Here is a 25411-nt window from a genome sequence, read left to right as displayed (position 1 = left end):
TTAAATTATAGTTGATTAATCAATCCGGTTACCTGTAATAATTGCAGGTAGCTTTTACGGTAGTTGTACAGTGCGTCGTAATACATCTTCTGGGTATCAAACCAGGTCCGTTGTGCGTCCAGAAAATCTATGATGGTGGTACCGCCTTTCGTATAGGCGTACTTTACTGATTGCAGGATGTTTTCTGCTTTGGGCAGGATGTTTTTGTATTTGTCCACTGTTTCCCGGTTTACCTGGTAGATACGCCAGGTGGACTGTACTTCCGTGCCGACCTGCTGTTGCAGGGCTGACAGGGACTGTTCAGATTGCTGCAGCAGTATTTTGGATTTTTTTATCTCACCCTGGTTGCGGCTGAAGAAAGGCAGTTCGATCGTAGCATACAGGCCGAAGTAGGGCACCCTGTTCTGGGGGTTCCAGATAACGCCCAGCTCCGGGGAAGGTATTGCCAGTGACCGTTGCAGGGATATATTGCTTTTAGCGGCAGTGATGGTAGCCTGTGCCTGTTGCACATCCGGGCGTTTGGCCAGGGAGAGGGAGAGGAGGCTGTCCAGTTGCTGCGTCATTTCCAGGGACATGACCGGGTCCTGGTCGTCGATGGCCACACTGTCGGTTTGACCGGTGAGCAGTTTCAGGCTTTGCAGTTCATTGCGATAGCGCTGTGTGGCATTTTGGTATTCGATCTGGTATTGTTCCAGCAGCAGCTGGGTACGTGCCAGTTCACTGGAGCTGATCACCTGGTTTTTCAGGCGGATCTCCTGTGTTTTGACGAGGCTGTCGACGTTCTGTTTGGCTTCCAGGATCAGTTCCAGGTTGACCTTATTGTACCAGACATCGAGCCATTTGTTGCCCGTTTCGGTGAGTACGCCCCTTTCCGTGTCGGCATAGGCTTTTTCAGCGACGGACACGTTTCCGGCGGCGTATTGTTGTTTGTATTTCCGTTGACCGGCCAATTGGAATTGTTTGGTCAATTGCCACCAGTATTGGTTGTTCTTTCCATCCAGGAACTTGGTGTCCGGCGCCCACTGACTGGGGTTGGTCATATGCAGCGTCTGGTTGTTCAGGACCGGGTTGGGCCTGAGTTTTGCCGTGACTACATCGCTCTGGGCGATGGCCGTGTTCAGGCTGGCCGGTTTAAGGAAAGGGTTGTTGTTTCTGGCGGCATGGAGTGCACCTGGCAAGGTAAGGGTAGTCTGCGCCTCCGATATCAGAGGCAGGCCTACCGTACACGAGAAGATAAGAAAAATGGCGTAACGCATTCCTGATTTGTGCTATTTGCTATAGATAATTACTGTTGTGTTGCGGTTTTTGTTCAATCACCGGTAATATTACCTTGCCGGTAAGGGGTCTGTTCACATGGCCTGTCGCTAAATCGGGAGGCAAGATAGGGAATCTCGAAGGATGTAACCGGCTGTAGCACATTAAAATTAGCTTAAACAATTTAGCCAAAACGGGAACAGATATAGGAAAATGTGCAATTTTTTTGGGTGTAATGGTTATTCCTGTATATTTGTGAAGTAACCATATTTGTAAATAATTATATTGATATTTTATCGTTTCGCTGCCTGTTTAATTAATTGATTAGTATTTGTTTTGTATTTTTTGTAAATATTTATTATTCATTATTTTATAAAGCGTTACGATGGAAAGACCAAAATACCGTTATGTAGGAAACCGGGGCGTACACTTTCAGCAAATCGAAGAAATGTTCGAAAAGGAGAGGTGGCGAATCGCCACCTTCACCAGCAGTATCTGAAGGATGTGCTGTAGTTCGCCTCAAACGAAGGAATCCCTGGTGTAAGAATTGCATGCAGCAAAAAAAGAAAGAAGTTGCCAAGCTTAAAAGGAAGGCAGCATAGGTAATTATTCCCTTGAAGGATTTTTTAAGACCCCATCTCTCACGCCATGTATAATGGGGAATGGATTTGTATTTCGTGTAAATTTTTTTTTAACCACTTAAAAAAATAGTCATGATAGAAAGACCAGTATATCGGTACGTTGGAAGTGTTGCTGAACACCTCGAGCAGATTGATGAAATACTTGAGGAGGAAAGATTACGCGTTGCTGCTTTTACGCCGGAAGAAGCAATCCAGTACCTCAAGGATGCAGGAGTGTATCATTTATTGATAGGTCCCAAAAGAAGAAATCCCTGGCGTAAAAAGAGTACACGACGGAAAGCAAAAGCTGCGACCAAACTAAAGAAACTAAGGCAACATAGGTAATTGTTTGTCCCCAAAAGTATTTTTTGAAAAAATGGCCTAATATTCTCTCACCCCATGTACTATGAGGTAGATTTTTAGTTGTAAACACTTTTATTAACCATTTAAAAAATCGTTATGACGGAGAGACCAAAATATCAGATTTTTTGTAGCTGGGCCGAACATTTTCGGCAGATGGATGAAATGTTTGAAGAGGAAAGGAAGCGTATCGCCACTTTCACGAAGGAAGAAAAAAAGCAGTATCTGATAGATGCAGGGGTATATCATTTATTGGTAGGTCCCAAGCAGCGAAACCCCTGGCGAAAAAAAAGCGCCCGGCGTAAACAGAAGGATGCTGCCCGGTTAAAGAGGCTTAAAAGACATAAGTAATTGTTTGTATCCCCAAAAACATTGTTTGAAAAATGACCCGATTAATCTCCGATTCAATGTATGCTGCTGTGCCCGGCTTAGTCATCGGCTTTCATGGTTGTGAACGTTCCTTGCGGGATGATGTCATCAATGAAAGGAAAAAACTCCGTTTCAGTACAGGGAAATACGAATGGCTAGGGCATGGAATTTACTTCTGGCAAAATAATTACGAACGTGCGCTGGAGTTTGTGACTCATCCACCGGATGGAAGAAAAATAGTGCATCCTGCGGTGTTAGGAGCCGTCATTAATCTGGATTATTGTCTGGATCTGTTAGATACGAAACATATTCGGAATATTAAAAATGGTTTTTTGATGATGGTAGACGCCACTCTGGAGCGTGAAGGTAAACTGCCCCGAAACAGAAATAAAGAAGGTGCGGATAACTTACAGGATAAGGTTATCCGTGAACTGGATTGCCAGGTGATTGAATACGTGCACGAACGGATGCGGAGGAAGGGTGTAAGGCAATATGACTCCGTCAGAGGAGTCTTTATAGAAGGCACTCCTATCTACGAAGACGCCGGTTTTTTTGATAAAACACACATCCAGATTTGTATCCGCAACCCTAACTGTATTAAAGGGTATTTTATTCCGCGAGAGGAAGAGCAGTGGTGATGATGGAAAAAACCGCTGTGGTAATACATCACAGCGGTTTTTATTTATTATTTGCCGAGTGGTCTTTCTACATTCATGTCGGTCAGTTCCGGCGCTACACCATCGAGGCTGTATACCAGCTTGAACCGGAAGTTGCCGCAACGGGATTTACAGTCATATACAAACAGCGCCGTGGTTTTGCCATTGTTGTAATTGGTGGAATAAGATACCAGTCCGCCTTCTTTATGCGACCAGTCGCAGTCTTTCATGCTTTCCACCAGCCGGCTGGCTTATTCGGCGGAGAAATGTTTCTCAGGGAGATGCTTGGTCACAGCGGGCTTGTCAAGATTGTTGACAATGTACTCCGCATCTTTTTTCGCTTTTTCTCTTTTCGCGTTGGTTTCTTTCGAAAAACATCCGGTGAATATCAGTATCACAGACAGGGATAATAGCAGTTTGTTATACATCTTTTATAACGGTTTGGGTTAAACGACAAAAGTAGCTATTTCCCGACTGGAAATAAACAAGGCACCGGTAGACACCAGTGCCGAGGGTTTAATTTACCTGTTTTTCATAGATGAGTTTCATTCCCTTCAAATTCACCAGTCCATGGAGATAAATGATGTTAAGCTCCCGGCAGGTGCGGTGGACGGGGCATCCCGGCGGAATCCTGTCTTCCATGACCAGCTCCAGCGGTGTGAAATACAACTTTTCCAGTAACGCCTGATCGAGACTGCGGCGATAAATGTCTTCTTCCAGTCCTCTCCGGATATTCAGCTTTAGGAAAACCGCCAGCTGGCTTTCACGGAACTGTATGACGCTGGCCCAGATGGCAGGATACAGCTCCCGCAGGTCCCGGAAAAAAACGGGCTGGATCGTCAGTACCACCCTTTCGGCTACACGGAAAAAGTTGCTCATCTCGATAATCGCATTGGAAGAGATGTGCCGGTTGAATGACAGGTACCGGTCGGTTTTTTCCAGCCAGGTACTGATGATACGAGCTACCAGGCTTTCTTTGCTGTTGAAATGTTCATAAAAGCATCGTTTGTGCAGCCCGCAGTGCCGGGCAATTTCATCGGTGCTGGTAGCCCGGATGCCTTTCCGGGCAAAAAGGGTGGTGCTGCTGTCAAGCAGTTGATGCCATTCTTCTTTCATACAACATTGTTTTATGTAGGTTAATGCAAAGTGCCGGTTGCCTTCCTGTATGCTGCTTCCTGTATCCTGTATTCTACTTTACTGTCAATGGTGCTGCTGTATGCCTGTTGCCATATCGTTTGTGCTTCCAGCACGTCTTTGCCGGTAATAGTGCCTGCTTTCAGGCGGTCGTTGGCCAGTTTGAGGTTTTCTGCGGCCTGCTCGAGGGACAGGCGAGAGGTCCGGATTTTTTTCACGGACTGGTTCAGCGCCAGATAAGCCTGTTGTACCTCAAGGCCCAGTAGTTCTTTGGTATTGTCCAGTTCCTGCTGACGGGCAGCGATCTTCAACGTTTGTTCCTTCACTTTTCCTGCTTTTTTGCCCCAGTCGAAAATAGGTACGCTGATGCTGGCGATACCGTACCAGGAAGCCATCAGGTCCTTGCCATTGCTGATGTTCACCTTTTTGCCGGCGGCGCCCATCCCGGCAGCGCTCACGCCGAAGGTGGGCAGGAAATCAGCTTTCAGCATCTTGCGTTGTAACTGCTCTACTTCCAGCACGCGGTTCAGCAGCCGTATCTCCGGCCTGTTTTCCGCGGCGGAGGCAAGGTCCTGGGCGGCCTGTTCGGGGAAGTCGCCACTAACGGAGTCGGCTACATTAAAATCTGTCTGGCCGGCCATGCCTGTCACCTGCGCCAGTGCCAGTTTAGCCATCACCAGACCGTCATGGGCCTGGTGGAGCTGTAACGAGGCTTCGTTCTGGTTCACTTCTACCCGCAACAGATCATTTTTATAAATAAGCCCGGCATCATATGCGTTTTTCAGCTCACGCTGCAGGCCCTGCAACATCTCCTGGTACTTCTGGGCGAGGACGATTTTTTCTTTCACCTGTACTACCTGCCAATATGCTTTGTTGACATTGAACAACACGTCTGCTGTGGAGAGTGCCTTTTGTTCCTGCTGTATGCTCACGCCTTTGGCGGCGGCAGCTTTGCCCAACTGTATTTTACCACCAGCATAAACAGGCTGGGTGACAGACACGGAGGCGCTGCCTACGTACTCCGGTATCATACCGTTGAGTGCTCCGCCTATCGGTTTGCCGAGGTACACGCCCATTACAGACCCGTCAATGGACGGATAGGCGTTGGCGTTAGCTGATTGCACGGCGGCGTTGGCGGCATCTATCTGGTATTGTGCGGCTTTGATCTTTTTATTTTGTGTGATCGCCATCTGCTGACAGTCGGCGACGGTGAGCACGGGCGCCTGTGCGAAGGCCTGTTGTACAGCCATGGCCGCTGCCAGCGTGCATATAACTCTGAAATTCATGATTGTCTTTTTACAGGCAGGCGGCGCTATGGCCGCCTGCGGATAAATTAATGAGCGGGTTTGTACATAATCTCCGTATCATGGTCCGATGCTGTTACCGGTTCGGGTGCCGGGCGCACAAACAGATAATATAGCACGGGTACAACAAACAGCGTCAATATCATGGACACGATCAGGCCGGAGGCCAGTACGCTGCCCAGCGGCGCCCACAGCGGCGATTTGCCGATGATCATAGGCACTACGCCGATAGCGGCGGCGGCCGATGTCAGGAAGATGGGACGCATACGGCGTTTGGCGGCGCTGAGCGCGGCGGCTTTTATCGTATAGCCGTGATCGCGGATCAGCTCATCGGCATAGTCTACCAGGATGATACCATTGCGCACTACAATGCCTATGAGGCTGATGATGCCCATGAAGGCGGTCATGCCCATCGGGTTGCCGGTGAGGTACAAGCCCAGGAATGCGCCCAACAGACTAAGCGGGAAAGTGGCCAGGATGATCAGCGTTTTACCAAAGGTTTTGAACTGGAACAACAGCGTGATCAGGATCAGTATCAGGCTGGTGCCCAGCGCTTTGCCCATTCCCGGGGCGTTTTCGGCAGAAGATTCGGCGTCGCCGCCATATTGGATACGGATACCTGCCGGCAGCTGCAGCTTTTCAATCTGCGGCTGTGCCTTTTTCAGTATCTCTGATGCCATAATGCCTTTCTGCGCTTCAGACAGTACGGTAAGTGTACGCAGACCGTTACGGTGTGCGATTACGCCGGTATGCCACGAAGGTTGCAGTTCGGCGACTTCTTTCAACGGCACTTTGGCGCCATAGAGACTGTTCAGGTGCAGGTTGCTCAGGTCATTGAAATCCTTTCGGCTGCCGGCTTCCATACGAAGGAAGATATCTACCGGCTTGTCGCCTTCCCAGAGCTGCGATACGGCAAAGCCTTTGAGGCCGGCGCCTATGGTCTGGGTGATCAGCTGATTGGGCACGCCTAGCCTGGCCGCTGCATCTTCTTTGATGTTAAGGCTCACTCCCAGGTAGTCATCTTCATAATCTGTCCTTACCCAGTTGGTGCCGGCGGTGTGTTCCAGTATCTCTTTGATCTGCGCTGCTACCTTTTTCTGGTCGCTCATGTTTTCACCGATGACACGGACAGCCAGCGGTGAACCTTCCTGCATGCTCAGCTGACGCAGGCGCACATACCCGTTGGGAACAAAATTCTCAAACCGGGGCAGGTATTCTTTCACCAGTTCGTTGGTGGCATCACTGCCGGTAGTGGTGATAAATACCTGTGCAAAGTTCCGCCGCGGCATCTCCGGTGCATAGGTCACATTAAAGCGGGGGGAACTGGAACCCACAAAGCTGGCGATGCCGGTCACCCGCTTATCTTTCTGCAGTTCTTTTTCTACCAGTTTCACCACCCGCTCTGTCTCTTCGAGGGATGTGCCATTGGCCATCCATATTTCGGCATTGAATTGTTTGCTTTCACTCAGCGGGAAAAACTCCTGCTTAACTTTTCCTGCCAGCACAATCGCCAGTACAACGGCTGCCACAGCTACGCCAACGGTCGTTTTAGGAAAATTGAAGGCTGCTTCTGCTGCGATGTTAAAAGAGTGCTGCAGTCTGTCGAGCAGGCTTTTACGCTGTTTGGTGGTGCTGACTTTATGTTTCAATCCTTTTTTGATGAACACATAGCAGGTATAGGGCGTGAGCAGCAAAGCCACGGCCATGGAGGTGATCAGCGCTACGGCCACGGTCACCGGCAGGGCGGCAATGAAATCTTTGGATATACCGTTCATAAAGAGCGCCAACGGGGCAAAGGCGAAGATAATGGCCAGCGTGGCGGTAAAAATCGGCAGTGACAACTGTTTGGCTGCCTGCCAGGCGGCCGTCCAGGGGGTGATGCCTTCATCGAGTTTTTCGATGTAGTTGTCCACCACCACAATGGCATTGTCTACCACCATGCCCAGCACAATGATCAGCGCGGCCAGCGTTACCTGGTGCAGCTCTATTCCCATGATGTTGATCAGGCCAAAGGTGATCAGGATAGAGATGGGCGCTGCCAGGGAGGATACGGCGGCCACACGGACGGGCAGCAGCAACATCACTACGATGATCACAGAGGCGATCGCCATACCGAATTCTTTCATGAAGTGCCGGATGCTTTCGTCCACTACTTCTGGCTGGTTTACGATGGTATTGATTTTTACATCGGGGGGCAGGTCATGCTCCAGTGTTTTTAGCCGGTTTTCCACGAGATGACCGAACTGCACGATGTTGTTGCCGGGCTGCATCTCGATGGCGAGCATCATAACCTTGTTATCACCGATACGGATAAACGAAGACTGCTCTTCGTAGCGCCGTTCTATGCGGGCTACATCGCGCAGGCGCACCACGGTGCCTTGCGGCGTGGTGTAGATGATCTGATTGCCCAGGTCTTCGGCCGTTTTATAGCGGCTGTTGGTAAATACGGGAAAGGTATTGGAGGAGATGGTCATTTCACCGGAGTAACCGGTGATGTTTTGCATCTGTAATGTCCGGATAATAGTAGACAGGTCAAAACCATACTGTTGCATTTTTTGATCGTCGATTGTTACATAGAGCTGTTGCTTTTGGCCACCGGACCGGTTTATTTTAGACACTTCCGGAATGGTCTTGAGCCCGTCTTCTATTTTATCCAGGTATTTTTCTATTTCTGCGTAGCTGCGTTGGGGTGAGGACACGGTAATGATCTGTGCCGTCACGTCACCAAAGTTACTGTTCACCACGGGGCCTATAACGCCCTGCGGCAGTATCTGCGGGGCGGCGCTGTTGAGGCCGTGCTGCAGGGTGCTCCAGAACTTCTTACGGTCTTTTATGCTGGTGTGCAGCTCTACGGTGATGAAAACCTGTCCGTCTTTTGTTTGTGACTTGGTTTTCTCTTTGTTCACTTCTTCAAAGGAAAACAGGTACTGTTCAATTTTATTGGTCACCTGTTTTTCCATTTGTACTTCATCGGCGCCGGGATAGAAAGCATATACCATGGCTGTTGGCATATCTATCTTTGGATTTTCCGCCCTGGGCATGTTCAGGAGGGAGTAAAGCCCCAGCAGCAGTAACAGTACCACCACTACGATGGTCACCTGTTTGAACTGCATGGCCGCTTCTATGAAACTGATTTTATTTTTTTTCATGCTTCCGTTTGTTGGTCATGCTGAATAATAGCGGTTAGAGGCTCACGGAAGTACCGTCTTTGATGTTGGTGAGCCCGGAGGTGATCACCTGTTCGCCGCCTTGCAGGCCGGTGGTGATCACGACTTCATTTTTACCGGTGAGCGCGCCTACGGTCACCCTTTTGCGTACGGCCTGACGTTGCCCGTTGGTGATGAAGACATAGGTGAGGTCATCTGCATCGCGCACTACAGCGGTAGCAGGCACTGTCAGGTTGTTGGCGCTTCTGCCGGTGTTCAGGCGGATTTCGGTGAGCATGCCGGGCAGCAGGCGTCCGTTGTTGTTGGATAATTTTATTTTGATGTTATAGGTGCGTGAAGTGGCGTCGGCCTGTGGATTGATGATGGTGATTTTACCTTCCACACTGTCCTGTAACGTGGGGATATATACCTGTGCGCTGCCACCGCGGGGAATGGCGCCTACTTCGCTTTCCGGAACGGAGACGCGGGCATATACCATGTCGGTTTTTACAATGGTGAAAGCGGGTACGCCGGGTGCTGCAGCGCTGCCTCTTTCTATTTTACGGGCGCTGACGATACCGGTGATGGGAGCATATAATCTGCTGTCAGCGATATGTTTGGCGCTGATTTCCTTGTTGGCTTTGGCTTGTGCCAGTTTGGTCTTAATGTCGATGTAATCTTTCGCCGGCAGACTGCCTTTCTGATACAGGTCGTTCAGGCGGCGGTACATGTCCTCTGCCTGGTCCAGTCCTGCATTGGCGATGGCCAGCGCGTTGCTGTATTCTGTGGCGTCAAGGGTGGCCAGCAATTGCCCCTGTTTAACGATCTGTCCTTCTTCTACAAGAATACCGTTGACCACGCCCGGTACGGCAAAACCAATATCGGCGGTATTGTCAGGTTCTATGGTGCCGGAGTAGGTGAAGGTCTGGGGCATATCATTGTAGCTGACTTTTGTTGCGGTCACTTTTACCGGTGCCTGTTGCTCCTGCTGCACTTCCTTGCTGCCGCAGGCGGCCAGCAGGGTGGTGATGATCAAAAAGGAAACGGGTCTGTACGTCATCGGCATAATCTTATTTTATAGTATGATTGAATACAAATTGTTTTCGCGCAACAAAATTAGTCGCAGTACATTGGCCGGAAAAGGTTGATACATCGGGAAACCTGGTCAGAATGTCGGTTTGTTTTTGGTGTATAACGAAAATGGATATACGAAAATAAGGCCGGAGCAGGAGTGCCTCGGCCTGTAATTAAAACCTACAACTGTTACACTGTTAGTAACAAGAATTTTTCAGGGGAAAAAAGTTATTGTCCCAATGCCCGGAAAGCCTTGGGGGAATGGCCGGTATGGCGTTTGAAATATTTGCCGAAAAAAGACTGGTCGCTGAAGTGCAGGATTTCGGCAATCTCGGCAACGCTGAGTTTGGGATTGTCGAGCAACATTTTTGCTTCCAGTACTACATAGTCATCAATGATCTCACCGGCACTTTTACCGGTAAACTCTTTCACTGTTTCGGTCAGGTATTTAGCGGTAACGAACAACTGTTCTGCGTATTGCTGCACGTTGCGCTGGTTCTTGAAATGGGCCTGTACAAGATTGGTGAAGCGGATCACCAGGCTTTCTTTCCTGGACACGGCCGGATTTATTAATTCGGTATACCTTGTGCTGAGGGCAGCGAGTTCATAGAGGAACAACAGAAAAGTGTGTTGCAGTTTCTCTCTGGCGAAAGGTTGTTTTTCTTTCATGTCCTCAATACGCGCCGCCACTTGCCGGAAATGGGACAGCATCAGCTGTGCGTCTGCCGGAGAGAGTTTCCAGTGGGGAGAATACTTCGAGGTGAAATAATCATATAGCTCCATTTTGGTGGCAGGTAATCCTATCTCCACCAGGAAATCCAGGGTGAAATTCAGGCCGGAGACAATACAGGATTTGTCTACCGCTACCGACTTTTTCATGGTATGTGGTGGAATCAGCAGCAGGTCGTTGGCTTCCAGATGATACACTTTTCTGTCCAGGTTGCCCTGCATTTTTCCCTGTTGTATAAGGAGAATACTGGTGAAGTCTGACCGGAAATTGGATTTAACATGATCATATTCTATCATGTTAATATCGGTAGAGACAAAGAGGCCAATGCCCAGAGGATCTTCCAGCCCCGTGCTGCGAATGAATTCGGCCTGTTTCATGATCTCTCCGTGTTCTTTCCGTTGTGTCATATATCTGTTCGCGGTGCTGTTTTTCGGACAGGGCAAAGGTCTGCCTATCTGTTTTGTTATCAAAGGTTGATTAGTCGGTAAATCTGGTCAGAAAGTCGGTTGCCGCTACGGCAAAAAAATACCCCCGCAATCTACTATAAAAATAGAATCACGGGAGTATATCACGATAAAAACCGGGGTCAGTTTTGGACCACTTCCATGGGATCATCCATCGGGAAGAAGAGCACCTTGTCGGTGTTAACATATTTCATCAGGTCAATCATATGCAGGGTCCTGTTGTTGATGGTATGGAAATAGAGCCGTTTGTTTTTCAGGTCATTGGCGCAAGTCCACAGCGTATATACGTTATTGCCGGGATGTGTCCTGTCTTTGATGACTCCCTTGGGGATATCAAAGGCGTTGAGGATCTGGAAGGCCTGCGTCACGGCTTCGTCTGCGGTAGGAGACGGGTCCAGGCTCTGGGTATATGCCACGGCGCGCACAAAGCGGGAGGAAGGGGTAAAATCGCCAGGGATGCCTACCAGCCCGTTACCTGGCCCGAAAGAGCGGATGCTATCTTCTCCCACCTTCAGGCATGCGTCGGAAGGACGGGAGTTCAGATACTGTTGCAGGTTGGCAATATGCCAGTCAAACGTAGGGGAATTGGTCAACACGCCTAACGGGTTGTAATAACAATGTAGTTTCCCATTCACACATTCTATCACCAGCGACTTGCCATCCGCATCATGCACACTGTAATGCAACGGGAAAGGAATACCACCGTTGACATACAGGGGGATGCCCTTGTTGATCAGAATACCGCTGTCTACCGCCTTTTTTACCTGGTCTACCGTGGCGAAGTTGGACAACAGCCACGCAGATACGTCGGTAGAACTGAGCGATTTGGCAATTTTCTTGGGGGGAACATTCATATAGCTCGCGTATCCGGGTAAATAGTACAGACCCACTGCGAGGCCTTTTTCGTTCATGCCGTCAGCGATAGCATCCTTGCCCATGGAGTTGATACCAACAATGGCGTACCGGGCTTTCCAGTACAGCCCTTTATTGGCGCCACCAGGACTTACGGCGTTAAAGGGGTAGTTTCGTGGATAAACGACGACCTGTGCTTGCAGGTCATTGTAAAATTCCAGGGTACGGGCGCAGATTATAGCGCCGTCTCTGGCCCTCAGTTGAATACCTGTACAGGCCGGAACGGTGATAGGGGAGGCCAACAGCGAAATACCGAGGGCATAACACAGGGTTTTAAATAATCCGGTTTTCATTGCAATGTTATTGGGGTGAATAAATCAGAGGTATTGGTCCGGTAAACACCGGTAATGGCTACAACAAGTGCGGATTCCTGATTGTTTGAAATAAAATGTTATCCCTGTACGAAAATCGTCTCACATAAAAAAAAAGTACACTGTGTCTAATGTTTTTTAAACGATTTGCCTGGTTTTTTATCTCTTACCAAAAAGGCTACACGATGGCCGGAAGTGGAGCGGATGATATGGAGGAGATGACCGGCCTGGTGAAAGGGAGGCGGTGACCCAACAACAGGTCCCGTGATAGAAAAAATGGAAAATTGTCTGTCTTCCTGTATTTTGTTGCCGTACCCGGAGTAAAAAATACGAACAATGAAAAAAAATCTCCTGACAGCGGTCTATGGGCTGTCTGCTATGGCACTTTCGGCTCAATCGCCGGACTACCGTCAATCATTTGACAAGGACACTTCCTGGCAAACCTGTGCCGGGGTGGAGGGCACGGCGCTTAACCTTGATAACAATGTGGCGGTGCGCCATCCGGTGCCGCTGACCGGCTTTTCCGGACCGTATAACGGCTCCTTTACTGCCCAATGCTGGACGAAGGCTGCTCCCGATGACGCCGCCTATGTGCTGCTTTCTGCCACCGGCAATAACGAAGGCTGGGAGCTGGGCGTACAGGCCAACGGGGCCTGGTATTGGCAAACGGTGAATGACAATGCCCGTTATACGTATTACCCTACACCGCAAAGGCAAAGTATCCGCGACCAGAAATGGCACCAGTTGACCTATAGTTATGATGCCGCAAAAAAGGAAGCGGCCCTTTATTACGACGGGCTGCAGGTGGCTATCTACCATGTGCCCGCCCTTCCGGTGACAAACATGGCCGATACGCTGTTTGCCGGTGGCCGTCCCTCTGGCGACCAGCATGAATGGAACACGTTCAATGGTGCGCTGGATGAAGTGGCCCTGTACAAGTCGGTGCTTTCGCCTCAACAGGTGCGTGCTTCCTACGCCCGTTACTTTAAGGCAGCACCAGCTCCTGTTATGCCGGCAGGAAAACCGCTCACCGTGATGAACTTCAATATCTACCATGGTGGTAATGAAACGGGCAAAGGGACCGGGCCACGGCGTGTGGTGGACATCATCCGTCAATCGGGCGCTGATATCGTTTCCATGCAGGAAACCTATGGCTCCGGAGAAAAAATAGCGGACGCGCTGGGATACTACTTTTACCTGCGCAGCACCAATCTGAGCATCATGAGCCGTTATCCGATTGCGGAGACGCTCGACGGCGCCAAACCTTTCTGCAACGGAGGCGCCTATATCCGGTTAAATGAACACCAACAGGTGGCTTTCATTACCAACTGGCTGAACTATCCCCTGGACTATTGGGAGCTGCTGGAGAAAAAAGAGCCATTGCCGGATACCCTGCTGGCGGCAATGGAACGGGTGAATGCGTCTCAACTGAAAGAGAACCTGAAAGCTATCCGTCAGCCGGTAGCGGAGGCAGATAAAATACCGGTCATCTTCTGCGGAGACTTTAACAGTGGTTCTCATCTTGACTGGGTAGAAAGTACCCGTCATCTGAACGGTGGTTATGTGATGCCTTTCCCGCAAGGCCGCATCATGCAGGAAGCTGGCTTCACAGACAGCTACCGGCACCTGCACCCTGATCCGTTAAAGGACAGGGGTATTACCTGGAGCCCCATGTTGCCACAGGCATTTAAGGACCGTATTGATTACATTTATTACAAAGGAAGTAAACTGCAGCCACTCAAATCCTTTCCCATTACCACGCATCCGGTACGTTACCCGTCAGACCATGCAGCGATGGTGACGGTATTTAAGGTCAATTAAAGTATAACCATGCCCGCAAATAAAGCGGCCGTCAGCGGAAAGCTCCGTCGACGGCCGTCGTGTTTTATAGTAATGCGCAAGGGTTAGTTCACTTGCGCAGTTTTGTTTCTTTTTAAAATAGCATAACAGATATACAGGAAAACAAGCCACAGCGGGATCATTTCCACAGGCAGTTTCATGCCGGTGATCCACATCAGAACTAAGATACCAACCAGGAATATCAGGCAGATATAGTTAGACAACGGATAGATGAACGAAGGGAATTTGGTCGGTAACTGTTCCAGTTTCTTTTGTTGCCTGAATTTAATGTGTACCACACTGATCATGATCCAGTTGATGATCAGGGCAGATACCACCAGTGACATCAATACTTCCAATGCCTGTTCCGGTATCAGTTTGTTGACCACAATGCAGATAGCAGCAAACAATGCGGATACCAGCGTGGCTTTTACCGGCACATGGTTTTTGTTGAGCTGTGATAGAAAAGCGGGCGCATTGCCTTGCTCGGCCAGGCCGTACAACATGCGGCTGTTGCTGTATACGCAGCTGTTATATACCGACAGCGCGGCCGTGAGCACAATGAGGTTCAGCACATTGGCGATCAGGCTGGTGAAGTAGATGGTTTTGCCGAAAAGGGTAAATTCAAATCCTTTCAGGCTTTCGAATACCATCACAAACGGGCTGCTGTCTGTGGTAATACTTTTCCAGGGAGACAGGGAGAACAGGATGATCAACGCGCCTACGTAGAAGATGAGGATACGGTAGATCACCTGGTTGGTAGCTTTGGGAATGGTTTTCTCCGGTTTGTCGGCTTCCGCGGCCGTGATGCCGATCAGCTCCAGTCCACCGAAGGAGAACATGATCATGGCGATAGCTGCAAAGAGGCCCTGGTATTTGCCATCAGCACCTTTTTCGAGCAGTCCTTTGGGGAAGAAGCCTCCGTCATTCCAGAGGTTTTCCACGTTGGCCTGTGTGCCGCCGCTACCGCTGATCAGCAGGTATATCCCAAAAACGATCATGGAGATAATAGCGATCACTTTTACGATGGAGAACCAGAATTCTGCTTCCCCGTATACTTTTACGGAACTGAGGTTCAGGGCATTGATAGCCACAAAAAAGAACAGGCTCGAAGTCCAGAGCGGTATTTCCGGCCACCAGAAATGCACATATACGCCGATGGCCGTCAGTTCAGACATGCTCACCAGGATATAGAGTATCCAGTAATTCCAGCCGGAGGCGAAGCCTGCGAAGGTGCCCCAGTATTTGTAGGCAAAGTGGCTGAAACTTCCGGACACCGGTTCTTCCACCACCATTTCGCCCAGCTGGCGCATGATAAAGAAGGCGATAACACCTGCCATGGCATATCCGAGGATAACAGAGGGACCGGCCAGTACAGCGGCGGGGCCTATGCCCAGAAACAGGCCGGTGCCGATAGCGCCGCCCAGTGCAATCAGTTGAATGTGTCTGTTTTGCAGGCCTCTCTTGAGCTTCTGCGGAGTTGGTTGTTCTTTGGTTTGTATCAGTTCTTCCAAGGTAAAAACGGTGGGTAAGGTTGCAAGATGCGTTAATTTCTGAGAAATGTAAACTAATAATAATTCACTTATTATAAAAGTGAATTATATCAGGACAGCAGGAAAGCCTCATCCCAAGCCAGGGGACGGTCGAGTGTATGCGATAACAGGGACAGGCCGATGCCACTGCTGCCGTCCAGCAGGTCCCAGCAATACTCCCATTGTTTGTCTATCCCTTCCCAGCCACGGATGCCATAGATGCCGGGTTGGTCGGGGAAGATCACCTTTTGCAGGGTATTTTGGTGCCAGTGGTCTGCCGCGGTCCGGAAGGCCGGTTCACCGGTTTCATGCCAGAAGCGGCGGTAAAAAGCGGCGATACCTGCGGAGCCGTGGCACAGGCAGGCATCTACGATACCGGCGCGCTGGTCGGTGTCCCGCCGCAGGGTATAATGCATCACATCCAGTGCCTGTTGCTGCCAGGCGGTTTCCTGTAACGTTTTGCCACAGTGCCATAAAGCCAGGGCCACGTTAAAATCACCGTAGCACCACGACAGGCGGCTGTAGGGTGCCCGTCCGTCGAGGATGCCCGGAAACAATGCATGGGGCGTATCCGGTTGACGGGGATTCTGATGATGCCACATAAAATCGATACACTCTCTTATCAGCTGCCGGCAGGTGTCCGGGGCTATACCGGCAACACTGGCCCGTGATAGCAATATCAACAGGCTACAGGTACCATGCGCCAGGCTGAAGGTGTCCACACCTGTTTCTACCGGCGTTTCAAACAGCACAAACACAGGAAGACTGCGGCCATTGGTCGTCATACGGCTGGCTGCTGACAAGGCTGCCACAAATTTCTCCAGGTGTGCCCGTACAACGTTCAGGTGCGTATAGTCCAGCAAGTGATGACAGATACCGGCGCTGCCATGCAGGAAATCGAAGTTCTGTTCTGATAAACATTTTTCACTTTCCGAGATAGCGGCAGGAATATACCCATCGGCCAATCCGTTGATATCGATATCAATGAACTGATGTTTGTGCAGATGATGCAATAACCAGAATGGCCCAGTGGTACCATTGCAGTAGGAGTAGCCGGCCACTGGCTGCGGCTGCAGTGCACCGTACAATTGTTGTAACCAGCTGCCTGCACAAGGGGCACTGTTGTCTACATATCTCTCATAATAAAAAAGATACAGTAAGACGCCCCAGGGGCCTTTGAAGAGGCTTTCTGCAAAGTACGGGTCAATAGTTTTGGACGCCAGTAACCGGAGATGGTCCTGGTAAATCCGGGTCAACGCGGAACCGGTTGTCATATGTACAGGATTAAAAAAAGCATGGCAGCACAACGTCTGCCATGCGCTATCAGGGAAAAATCAGTTGGGACAGCCGGCTTGGGTGTTAGGCTGTGCGCAGCAGGGCCAGCACCGCAACGGGGAGTCCATAGAAAGCGCTGTACGGAAAGGAGCACTCACTGCCTGTGGTGCATCGATCACGTCTGTTTCGTTCATAACAGCAATAGTCTCTTTCTGGAGGAAGAGTTTTTTGTCGAGGGACAGTTTTTCTGGTTGCATAAATTATGATTTACAGGTTAAGAAAAGCTGAGGGAATAATGACAGTAGCACGCCCTTAGTTACGGCAGGTAACAAAAGTAATCGGAGGCTCTGCGCAACAGGGAAAACAACGAGCCGGTGAGTCCATGGAAAGCGCTGTCTCGTAAGGAGCGCTGCGGGCCTGCGGGCTTTTGGTCACATCAACAGGATTCATAACGGCAACAGTTTCTTTCTGGAGGAAGAGTTTTCTGTCGAGGGATAATTTTTCCGGATGCATAGATTTATTGTTTACGGGTTAAAAAGCTGAGGGAATGATTACAGGTATATTAAATGTAACCCTTTTATTTTGTTCGTTAGCGGGAGGCGGGGCGAAAAATTGGACATGGAAAGTTCTCCTGACATACTGCCAGGTATGTTAGCATTCAATGGAATCGTTAATCAATAGAATAAGTAGTTATTTCCCGCTTATTTCCCGGATGAAGGTTGTCTCCTTTGCATCGAACGGCGTACCGTCTGCCCGGAAAATATCATGGTACCAGATGGCTGGTTCCGGTTCACCGCCTTTATTTCCCTGTGGATAGTTGGTTTGTGTTTTACCGGCTACGAGTCCCCAGTTGATAGCTCCGATACCGGCTTTTTTCATCATCGGCAGATGTGTGGCGAAAGTGCTGTTATTGGGGCGTTTCATGTATTCAGAACAGATAATCGGCCTATTGTACCGGAGAAGGGTATCGATAGCTTCCTGCATGGAGGTGCTGTCACGATAATTATGGAAAGTGATGATATCTGACTGTTCCAGCTGGTATTGGTTGAAGTCGGTGAACTCCTTGTTCCATATGCCGATGGTGAGGGGTTGGTCTGGTGCTTCTGCCCGTGCCCAGGTGACTACATTTTTCAACAACGGCCAGCTTTTGGCGCCGTGTTTAAAATGTCCCGGTTCATTGTACAGGTCCCAGATGGTTACCCGTTGATCTTGTTTAAAAGTATGGATGATATCCTGCACATATACACGCAGGGTATCCATGAGGGTAGTATCACGGTCTATCAGTCCGCCGGGATCTTTGAGCCAGCCGCTGTTATGTACGCCGGGAACGGGCGCCGGCTGTGGGCCCGGCTGGTAGGTGTCGCGCCAGCAATCGTCAAAGAAAACGAACATGGTGCCGATATGATGCCGGGAGGCGATATCGAGGTATTGGCTGACCCGTTGTTTGAAACCTTCACGGTCCTGCTGCCATGCCAGGTGATGCAGATATACCCGCATGATGTTAAGTCCGGTAGCGGCAGCATAACCCAGCTCCCTGTTGATAGTAGCGGTGTCAAAAGTGGCGGCCTGCCACATTTCAAGTTGGTTGACTGCCGTAGAGGGGATGAAGTTGGCCCCCAGCAGCCAGCCCTGTTGCTGATACCAGGCCGCAGCTTTTTCTGCCGGCCATGGGGACTGGGCAGTGGCGGAAAAACGGCAAAACAACATAAACAGGAACAGGAAACGGGCAGGATATTTCATGATAGCATATTAATAATGCCGTCAAATATCCAATATCCTTTTCATTCAACAATGTTAATTCATCTTTACTGTAACTCGGGTTTAAGTTTATCAATCAGTACACTGATGAACAGGAAACAGAGGATCATCGGGAATACCTGGTAGCGGAAAACGATCGGGGAGGCGAGGATGCCAAACCCTGCATTGACCAGCAGCGTCACGAATACTAGCAGCAGGCTGTCGCGATAGGGCCGGTCAACTGTCTTGCGTGTAGCAGACACGAACCATTTGACGATCATTCCTAAAAATATCAGGTTCAACAAACCAAATATAAAAGGAAAGAAGAACAACAAAGCCCGTTGTGCACCAATAGAAGCCACTGAACTCAGCTCTTTGGATGGGTAATGAAACCAGTGTACGGCAGTGCCGGATACATGATAGCTGCCAAGATTATATTCCGATAACTTCTCTAGTGGCGGCACAAAGTAATTCAGGGTGTTAGGCAATAGAAAATAACGGGCAAAATAGAAGGGATGTTGCCGGATCATGTAACTGCCGTATTTCCCATATACCGGTGCCACGCTGCCCCATGATTGAATGCCGCCGGTGGAGTCGTCTTTGGGGCCGTAGGTCAGCTCCATGTATTTTTTTAGTGGCGCATTCGGATGCTTGAGGTAAACGGCCCCATCGATCGGAGAGGGAATGCCGCCGCCTTTAGGAACCACATCACGGAAGAAATGTACTACCTCCTTGTGGAAAGCCTCGCAGCCTGCCGGTGGCTCCGGATAATCTCTCAGGTATGGAAACATGTATAAGGCGTTGTTGGCCACCTGCCAGCCACCGAAAACGGAGAACTGGGCGGTGCCGGTCACCTTACGGGCGGCCTGCTCTGTAAATTTGATAAATCCTCCTATCAATACCAGCGGTGCTATAATCCCTATTACCTTAAAGGGGATTTTCTGCGGGCACCGCAGCATTACCAGCGCAGTGATCAGCGGGTAATACATGGCATTGTACCGCACGGTAAAGGCAATGACGATGATGATCGTGTGGGCCAGCAACAAAGAATAAGAAGGCCGGTATATGAGCCACAGTAACTGTGTAAACCAAATGAGGCTCAATGCAAGGAACAGCCCGTCGCTGGATATATAGTTGCAGATGTAGAGGATTAGCGGATTGAAAAGCAGTACATAAAAAATTATTCTCCTCGTTTGCTCGCCAGGTTGCAGCCAGTAACTCACCGTAAAAAAAAGGTAGAGTGCCGAACATTGTGCCAGCGCGTACTGAAAGCCCACCAGTGCGACGTCCGAATGACTGATCGTGTGGAAGAGCCGCAGGAAAACGGTATAGCCAATGGGCCAGAGGCTCACTTCCTGTTTGAGGATGGCGGCATAGATATAACTATAGGAGTCCGAAAAAAAATCACCGTAGGGGTAGAGTATCTTAAAAATCACCAGCTGTACCAGGATGGCAATAGCTGCAATCTTCAGGTACTGGCGATTGAAAGGGTTTTTCAGTACATATTGCCGGAATGTTTGAGGGAAATAGGGCATAGCACAACTTTATTTGTTACTAATATTAACTACTATCACTGCTTTCGCACTGACAGTAGGGGCGCCAGCGGGTTAAGAAATCATTATCTTTTTACTGCGGAAATACAGCAATAATCGGGTTTTCAGGCTGTGCGGCCATCAGCACCTTTGCGGTATAATTTACTGATAATATGATACAGCAATTTAACGGAAAGGTGGTCTTCATTACAGGAGGAACCAATGGAATGGGTTTTGCCACTGCACAGGAATTTATAAGGGCAGGCGCCCGTGTGATCATTACCGGCAGAAGCCAGGAAACGGTAGATAAAGCCGTGGCAGCACTGGGACCGGCAGCGGCCGGCATCGTCTCCGATGCAGGAAAAATGGCGGACATCCTCGCGCTGCTGGCACAGCTACAACAACATACGGCTCGCATAGATGTACTGTTTGTCAACGCCGGATACGGAAAATTCGCACCCATTGAACAGGTGAACGAAGCACATTTCGATGAGCTGTTCGACATACTGGTGAAGGGAGCTTTCTTCACCGTGCAACAGCTGCTGCCATTGATGGCATCAGGCGGTTCCATTATCCTGAACACTTCTTTTGTAACAGCATTTGGCATTCAGCACTTCTCTGTATACACTGCGGCCAAAGCGGCAGTACAGTCTTTTATCAAAACGTTTTCAATGGAGTGTACGGCAAAAGGTATACGGGTCAATGGTATCAGTCCCGGGTATATCCGGACTAATATTTTTAACAATACCGGCCTGTCTGCGGAAGAGATCAAAGGAGCCGTTGACAGTGTGACACCAACGTTGCCGTATAAACGCTTTGGTGAGCCATGGGAAATAGCGAAGACGGTACTGTTCCTGGCTTCGCCGGATGCAGGGTATATACACGGTGCGGAAATACTGGTAGATGGTGGATTGTCGAATGTGAAATAATCTCTTAAGAAACACAAAAGAGCGGCCGCTAAAAGGTGCCGGAAGGTCAAACAACGGATAAAAAAGTACTATAAATGCGTAACGCGCAGTATTAGCTTTGAGACAAATTCTCCGTTATGCAATTCAGTGAGCGTTTGACAGCGCTGGAGCAACAGTACCAGCTGCTGATAAACAGGAACAATGAAAAACTAACACCGGGCAACGGTATCTTTGACCGCTATCGTTACCCGGTGCTCACCGCCGCTCATACACCGCTGGAATGGCGCTACGACCTGAACCCCGCTTCTAATCCACACCTGATGGAACGTTATGGTATGAATGGCGTTTTTAACGCAGGTGCTATCAAATGGAACAACAAGTATGTGCTGATGGCCCGTGTGGAAAGTGCAGACCGCAAATCTTTTTTCGCGCTGGCCGAAAGTGAGAATGGTATTGACCACTTTCGTTTTCGGGAATATCCTGGCATTATCCCTGAAACAGAAAACCCGGACATCAATGTATACGATATCCGGTTGGTATTGCATGAAGACGGCTATGTATACGGCCTGTTCTGCACAGAGCGTAAAGACCCCGCAGCTCCTGCCTATGACCAGTCTGCAGCTATCGCTGCCTGTGGTATCATTCGCTCTAAAGATTTGGAACATTGGGAGCGTCTGCCTGACCTGACAACACCTTCACCACAGCAGCGGAATGTAGTGCTGCATCCGGAATTCGTACAAGGGAAATACGCCTTTTATACCCGTCCGCAGGATGGTTTTATCAGTGCCGGTACCGGTGGCGGTATCGGTTTCGGTGTATGCCGTGATATCACCCGGGCGGCGATCACCGAAGAAAAAATCATCGATCCCAAAGTATATCATACAGTAGCTGAAATAAAGAACGGGCTGGGACCGGCGCCGTTAAAAACACCTTATGGCTGGCTGCATCTGGCACACGGCGTACGCAACACCGCTGCGGGAATGCGTTATGTGCTTTATCTCTTCATGACTGACCTGCATGATCTTTCCCGTATTATTCATAAACCGGCAGGTTATTTTATGGCGCCGGAAGGAGAAGAGCGGGTAGGGGACGTGTCTAACGTGCTTTTCTGTAACGGGTGGGTAATGGATGACGATGGAACAGTTTTTATCTATTACGCCTCTTCGGATACGCGGATGCATGTGGCCACCAGCACGGTGGACAGACTGGTGGATTATGTGATCTATACACCGGCCGATGGACTTCGTTCGGCCGTTACCGTAAGTACCATCTGCGGGATCATCGATCAAAATAAAAAGCGATAAGATACAAGTGAATGAGTTAACCCGATACGTGTAAGGAGGGCACTAAGGCCCTCCTTTACTGTGGTTTTCTTTATCTGAAATTCCAGAGGAATAACAGATAGGTATCAAATTGATGCAGATATGATTGCTGTGGTATTTGTTGCCTTGTCCAGGTGCTGTAGGCGCCGATGGTGGCCCTTCCCCGGATATTTTTCTGGAAGCCTGCGGTAAGGGACGTGGAGGTGAAGCCCGCCACTTTGCCAAACTGGAAGTTGCGGCTACGGTCATCCGGAGATGCGCCGATATTGCCAATCAGGGCAATGAAGTCCTTTTGGTCGTTCAGGTAAAAACGGTTGGTCAGCGTGTAAGCCTGGTACCACTGATGTTCGTCACTGGTAAAGAAGCCACGCAGGTTCACCCAATAGTTGCCAAAATACTTCCCTACGGAAGCCACGGCGGAATAGGTATTGATGGTGTCGCTTTTTACGTAACGTGCACCCAGCTCACCTTCCCAGCCTTTGTTGAAATTCCGGAAAAGGGAATAGCCGGCGCGGATAGTGGGGAATACGTCGGAGTTGGACCATCCGAACAATCCGTAGGAATAATACCTGGGATTGTGCGTGTAGTAGGTCTCTGCTTCCAGCTGAATACCGTTTCCGGCTTCCCTGGTGCCGTAGTTGAGCCTTCCGGTGACAGTGCCCCGCTGAAAACGGTGCAGGTATTGCAGAGAGGTAATACTGGCCGGCGCCAGGTCTCTGCTGTAAACAGATTGCAGATGAATCACCCCGACCTGGTTTCTGTACGTATAGCCGTTGAGGTGATCAGCATATTGTTGCCATTTCTTTTCGCCGGGTTGCAGTTTGCGGAGCTGTCCTGCTACCAGTGCGGCATCAGCATAGCGGTGCAACTGTTCCAGCGCATTGGCTTTCTGTGACAGCAGTGCCGGCTGGTTGGCGTTTACAGCCAGACCTTTGTCGGCATACACGAGCACAGAGTCGTATTGTTTACGGGCCGTAGCGGTGGCGGTCAGGTTATACAGTACAGCGGTATCTGCCGGTGACAGGGAATAGGCCGTTTGGTATAATGCCCATGCGCTGTCCCATTGCTGTTTTTCGCGTAACTGTTTTCCGTGTGCCAGCAGCTGGTCGAAGTACATTTGCCGCAGCGCCGTGTCTGCGGGGTACCGGCGATGCAGGTCAGCCGCAATAGTGCTGGCTGCGGAATATTGGCCGGTCTGTTGTAACAGGGCAGATTTCTTTTGCAGCAACAGGGAATCGTTGTTCAGCTGATGTAGTGCGCGGGTGGTGTAATCCAATGCCTGTGCAGTTTGTTGCTGCTCATTTTTCATGTTGATCAGGTACATCCAGGCGTCTTTATTGGCTGGTGCATACTGCAATACTTTCAATAGCGCAGGTTCGGCGGCAGCATATTGTTTTTGCGCAATATGGTTTCTGGCGGCCTGCATGGCCTGGTCTATATATGCCTGGCGGTAGCGGCTTTCTGCAGGGTAACGCGTCATTAATCCCTCGCTGATGGCAGCGGCTTCCCCGTAGTGTTGGGTGGCTTCCAGCAACCCGGACTTTTTAAACAACAAGGCGGTATCTGCCGGTTGTTTGGCCAGTACCTGGTCCAGCAGGGATAAGGCTTCCTGTGGTTTGCCCAGTGCAGTTTGCACATTGGACAAAAGCAGCAGCAGGTCTTTGTGCCCGGGGACTTGTTTCAGTGCTGATTGCAGGACGGTAGCAGCTTCTCCCGGCTTTTGCATTTGTACCAGCCTGCTGGCACGTGACAGTTGCAGGTCGGTATAGATTTGCTCATGCGTAGCACCGGGATGAAGCTGCAACAGCTTACCGGCAGTGGTGGCGGCGGTGCTGTAGTCCTGCATTTTTTCCTGTATGCCAATCTGTTTTCTTAATATATCCACATCACCGGCAAATACCTGTAATGCTTTGTTGCACCATTCGTTGGCGGCGGTATAATCGCCACGCTGATAAGCTTGATTGATCAGCTGCGTGTACACGGCCTTATTTCCCGGTTGCAATGCCAGTAATTGTTCTGCGTATTCGGCCGGGGCATTTGGCTGCCGGTACAACGCGGTGTATACATCTGTCAGATGTTGTTTGTACAGGGATTGGCCCGGATGTTTTTTGTACAGCCATTTGGCGTCTTCCAGTGCGGCAGCATAATTGCCGTTGGCCAGTTGTATGGAAGAGCGTTTTAAGCGCCATGAGGCGCTGTCCGGATGAAGCGACAGTAATTGGTTGTAATAGGAGAGCGCTTCCCGGGAACGGCCTTGTCCTTCCAGCGAAGCCGCCAGTCCCTGCAATGCTTCCACATTGTTTTTGTCTTTCAGTAACACCTGTTCGTACATCTTTTCAGAGCCGTTCAGATCGCCGGTTTTACGTCCGCGGCGGGCCGCCTGCATCTGATAGTCTTCCAGCAGCGCTGCTACTTTGGGATCTGAAATGTAATGGGTACGTAAAAGTCCCATGATCTTAGCCTGTGTTACTACATCGCCGCTTTCTTCTGACAGCCCGTATTTTTTGAGCAGCAGGTCTTTATCGAGCGGTGTTTTCTCCAGTAACATATCTATATAACAGATGGCTTCGGGGGCATTATGCTGACTGTAGTAGAGGTTTACCAGTGAATGCAGGGCGTCGCTGTTGCCCGGATCTTTTCGGAGCACTACATTCCATTCGAAGGCTGCGGCCACCGGTTGCCCGGTTTCCTGGTATAGTTTGCCCAGTAAGATGCGGATATCCGTATAGTCCGGGCTTTGTGACAATGCTTTTTTACAGAATTTGATCGCTTTGGGATAGTCCTTTTCTTCGTTGCGCGCCTTCAATGCCATTTTATACAGCACGTCGGAAGAAACAAGACCGCTGTGCTGTGCGCTCAGTCCTGAATATATAAACAATAAAGAGAAGAAGAATGCAATACAACTCTTTTCCACACTCCGCTGTAACATGAT

General features: G+C 49.8%; 21 protein-coding genes. 5 read left to right on the top strand and 16 right to left on the bottom strand.

What is annotated here, in order from left to right; genetic code table 11:
* Positions 1-5 precede the first annotated feature (5 nt).
* Positions 6-1256, bottom strand: a complete 1251-nt coding sequence (locus tag HHL17_RS28230) for a TolC family protein (RefSeq protein WP_169228169.1) — start codon at positions 1254-1256, stop codon at positions 6-8.
* A 711-nt stretch (positions 1257-1967) separates the two neighbouring features.
* On the opposite strand from HHL17_RS28230, the gene HHL17_RS28225 reads away from it, so the two are divergent.
* Both HHL17_RS28225 and HHL17_RS28220 read left to right on the top strand, forming a co-directional pair.
* Positions 1968-2219 (top strand): hypothetical protein, encoded by a 252-nt coding sequence (locus tag HHL17_RS28225; RefSeq protein WP_169228168.1) that lies wholly within the window; start codon positions 1968-1970, stop codon positions 2217-2219.
* Positions 2220-2617: 398 nt separating this feature from the next.
* The gene (locus HHL17_RS28220; protein WP_206156196.1) at positions 2618-3241 is read left to right on the top strand and encodes a hypothetical protein; all 624 of its coding nucleotides are present in this window, start codon (positions 2618-2620) and stop codon (positions 3239-3241) included.
* A 47-nt stretch (positions 3242-3288) separates the two neighbouring features.
* Here HHL17_RS28220 and HHL17_RS28215 read toward each other — a convergent pair whose 3' ends face one another.
* The 8 genes from HHL17_RS28215 to HHL17_RS28180 form a co-directional block, all read right to left on the bottom strand.
* On the bottom strand, positions 3289-3498 hold the full coding sequence (locus HHL17_RS28215; protein WP_169228167.1) for a hypothetical protein: 210 nt from the start codon (positions 3496-3498) through the stop codon (positions 3289-3291).
* 12 nt (positions 3499-3510) lie between these two features.
* Positions 3511-3687, bottom strand: a complete 177-nt coding sequence (locus tag HHL17_RS28210) for a hypothetical protein (protein WP_169228166.1) — start codon at positions 3685-3687, stop codon at positions 3511-3513.
* 88 nt (positions 3688-3775) lie between these two features.
* Positions 3776-4375: a TetR/AcrR family transcriptional regulator gene (locus HHL17_RS28205; protein WP_169228165.1), complete on the bottom strand. Its 600-nt coding sequence runs from the start codon at positions 4373-4375 to the stop codon at positions 3776-3778.
* Positions 4376-4395: 20 nt separating this feature from the next.
* Positions 4396-5679 (bottom strand): TolC family protein, encoded by a 1284-nt coding sequence (locus HHL17_RS28200; RefSeq protein WP_169228164.1) that lies wholly within the window; start codon positions 5677-5679, stop codon positions 4396-4398.
* Between the two features lie 47 nt (positions 5680-5726).
* A complete protein-coding gene (locus HHL17_RS28195; protein ID WP_206156195.1) occupies positions 5727-8846 on the bottom strand; it encodes an efflux RND transporter permease subunit in 3120 nt (1039 codons plus the stop codon).
* A 34-nt stretch (positions 8847-8880) separates the two neighbouring features.
* The gene (locus HHL17_RS28190; RefSeq protein ID WP_169228163.1) at positions 8881-9903 is read right to left on the bottom strand and encodes an efflux RND transporter periplasmic adaptor subunit; all 1023 of its coding nucleotides are present in this window, start codon (positions 9901-9903) and stop codon (positions 8881-8883) included.
* Positions 9904-10145: 242 nt separating this feature from the next.
* The gene (locus tag HHL17_RS28185; protein WP_169228162.1) at positions 10146-11054 is read right to left on the bottom strand and encodes an AraC family transcriptional regulator; all 909 of its coding nucleotides are present in this window, start codon (positions 11052-11054) and stop codon (positions 10146-10148) included.
* 179 nt (positions 11055-11233) lie between these two features.
* Entirely contained in the window at positions 11234-12316 is a 1083-nt protein-coding gene (locus HHL17_RS28180; RefSeq protein WP_169228161.1) for a linear amide C-N hydrolase, read from the bottom strand.
* A 354-nt stretch (positions 12317-12670) separates the two neighbouring features.
* On the opposite strand from HHL17_RS28180, the gene HHL17_RS28175 reads away from it, so the two are divergent.
* Positions 12671-14155, top strand: a complete 1485-nt coding sequence (locus HHL17_RS28175) for a LamG-like jellyroll fold domain-containing protein (protein WP_169228160.1) — start codon at positions 12671-12673, stop codon at positions 14153-14155.
* Between the two features lie 83 nt (positions 14156-14238).
* Here the strand turns inward: HHL17_RS28175 and HHL17_RS28170 are convergent, their stop codons facing one another.
* The 6 genes from HHL17_RS28170 to HHL17_RS28145 all read right to left on the bottom strand — a co-directional run bounded on the left by HHL17_RS28170 (position 14239) and on the right by HHL17_RS28145 (position 20252).
* Positions 14239-15687 carry an amino acid permease gene (locus HHL17_RS28170; protein ID WP_206156194.1) on the bottom strand — a complete coding sequence of 483 codons (1449 nt, stop codon included), beginning with the start codon at positions 15685-15687 and terminating at the stop codon, positions 14239-14241.
* An 89-nt stretch (positions 15688-15776) separates the two neighbouring features.
* On the bottom strand, positions 15777-16979 hold the full coding sequence (locus tag HHL17_RS28165; protein WP_169228159.1) for a lanthionine synthetase C family protein: 1203 nt from the start codon (positions 16977-16979) through the stop codon (positions 15777-15779).
* 60 nt (positions 16980-17039) lie between these two features.
* A complete protein-coding gene (locus tag HHL17_RS28160) occupies positions 17040-17237 on the bottom strand; it encodes a class I lanthipeptide (protein ID WP_169228158.1) in 198 nt (65 codons plus the stop codon).
* A 55-nt stretch (positions 17238-17292) separates the two neighbouring features.
* On the bottom strand, positions 17293-17493 hold the full coding sequence (locus tag HHL17_RS28155) for a hypothetical protein (RefSeq protein WP_169228157.1): 201 nt from the start codon (positions 17491-17493) through the stop codon (positions 17293-17295).
* A 177-nt stretch (positions 17494-17670) separates the two neighbouring features.
* A complete protein-coding gene (locus HHL17_RS28150; protein WP_169228156.1) occupies positions 17671-18720 on the bottom strand; it encodes a glycoside hydrolase 5 family protein in 1050 nt (349 codons plus the stop codon).
* Positions 18721-18785: 65 nt separating this feature from the next.
* Complete coding sequence (locus HHL17_RS28145) at positions 18786-20252, bottom strand: hypothetical protein (protein ID WP_169228155.1); 1467 nt, start codon at positions 20250-20252, stop codon at positions 18786-18788.
* Positions 20253-20422: 170 nt separating this feature from the next.
* Here HHL17_RS28145 and HHL17_RS28140 point away from each other — a divergent pair, with 170 nt between their 5' ends.
* Both HHL17_RS28140 and HHL17_RS28135 read left to right on the top strand, forming a co-directional pair.
* Positions 20423-21178: an SDR family oxidoreductase gene (locus tag HHL17_RS28140; RefSeq protein ID WP_169228154.1), complete on the top strand. Its 756-nt coding sequence runs from the start codon at positions 20423-20425 to the stop codon at positions 21176-21178.
* Positions 21179-21294: 116 nt separating this feature from the next.
* Positions 21295-22461: a glycoside hydrolase family 130 protein gene (locus HHL17_RS28135; protein WP_169228153.1), complete on the top strand. Its 1167-nt coding sequence runs from the start codon at positions 21295-21297 to the stop codon at positions 22459-22461.
* A 70-nt stretch (positions 22462-22531) separates the two neighbouring features.
* Here HHL17_RS28135 and HHL17_RS28130 read toward each other — a convergent pair whose 3' ends face one another.
* A complete protein-coding gene (locus HHL17_RS28130) occupies positions 22532-25408 on the bottom strand; it encodes a tetratricopeptide repeat protein (RefSeq protein WP_169228152.1) in 2877 nt (958 codons plus the stop codon).
* Between the last annotated feature and the right edge of the window lie 3 nt (positions 25409-25411).

The organism is Chitinophaga fulva, from assembly GCF_012927205.1.
Classification (GTDB): domain Bacteria; phylum Bacteroidota; class Bacteroidia; order Chitinophagales; family Chitinophagaceae; genus Chitinophaga; species Chitinophaga fulva.
This window is presented reverse-complemented; position numbering and strand designations above follow the sequence as displayed.

Bases quoted from the DNA above. Each gene is read 5' to 3' on its own strand.
- HHL17_RS28150 (WP_169228156.1), bottom strand. From the start codon at position 18,720: ATGAAATATCCTGCCCGTTTCCTGTTCCTGTTTATGTTGTTTTGCCGT.
- HHL17_RS28230 (WP_169228169.1), bottom strand. From the start codon at position 1,256: ATGCGTTACGCCATTTTTCTTATCTTCTCGTGTACGGTAGGCCTGCCT.
- HHL17_RS28220 (WP_206156196.1), top strand. From the start codon at position 2,618: ATGACCCGATTAATCTCCGATTCAATGTATGCTGCTGTGCCCGGCTTA.
- HHL17_RS28140 (WP_169228154.1), top strand. From the start codon at position 20,423: ATGATACAGCAATTTAACGGAAAGGTGGTCTTCATTACAGGAGGAACC.
- HHL17_RS28180 (WP_169228161.1), bottom strand. From the start codon at position 12,316: ATGAAAACCGGATTATTTAAAACCCTGTGTTATGCCCTCGGTATTTCG.
- HHL17_RS28225 (WP_169228168.1), top strand. From the start codon at position 1,968: ATGATAGAAAGACCAGTATATCGGTACGTTGGAAGTGTTGCTGAACAC.
- HHL17_RS28135 (WP_169228153.1), top strand. From the start codon at position 21,295: ATGCAATTCAGTGAGCGTTTGACAGCGCTGGAGCAACAGTACCAGCTG.
- HHL17_RS28160 (WP_169228158.1), bottom strand. From the start codon at position 17,237: ATGCAACCAGAAAAACTGTCCCTCGACAAAAAACTCTTCCTCCAGAAA.
- HHL17_RS28155 (WP_169228157.1), bottom strand. From the start codon at position 17,493: ATGCATCCGGAAAAATTATCCCTCGACAGAAAACTCTTCCTCCAGAAA.
- HHL17_RS28210 (WP_169228166.1), bottom strand. From the start codon at position 3,687: ATGTATAACAAACTGCTATTATCCCTGTCTGTGATACTGATATTCACC.
- HHL17_RS28185 (WP_169228162.1), bottom strand. From the start codon at position 11,054: ATGACACAACGGAAAGAACACGGAGAGATCATGAAACAGGCCGAATTC.
- HHL17_RS28200 (WP_169228164.1), bottom strand. From the start codon at position 5,679: ATGAATTTCAGAGTTATATGCACGCTGGCAGCGGCCATGGCTGTACAA.
- HHL17_RS28175 (WP_169228160.1), top strand. From the start codon at position 12,671: ATGAAAAAAAATCTCCTGACAGCGGTCTATGGGCTGTCTGCTATGGCA.
- HHL17_RS28195 (WP_206156195.1), bottom strand. From the start codon at position 8,846: ATGAAAAAAAATAAAATCAGTTTCATAGAAGCGGCCATGCAGTTCAAA.
- HHL17_RS28130 (WP_169228152.1), bottom strand. From the start codon at position 25,408: ATGTTACAGCGGAGTGTGGAAAAGAGTTGTATTGCATTCTTCTTCTCT.
- HHL17_RS28205 (WP_169228165.1), bottom strand. From the start codon at position 4,375: ATGAAAGAAGAATGGCATCAACTGCTTGACAGCAGCACCACCCTTTTT.
- HHL17_RS28190 (WP_169228163.1), bottom strand. From the start codon at position 9,903: ATGACGTACAGACCCGTTTCCTTTTTGATCATCACCACCCTGCTGGCC.
- HHL17_RS28145 (WP_169228155.1), bottom strand. From the start codon at position 20,252: ATGCCCTATTTCCCTCAAACATTCCGGCAATATGTACTGAAAAACCCT.
- HHL17_RS28165 (WP_169228159.1), bottom strand. From the start codon at position 16,979: ATGACAACCGGTTCCGCGTTGACCCGGATTTACCAGGACCATCTCCGG.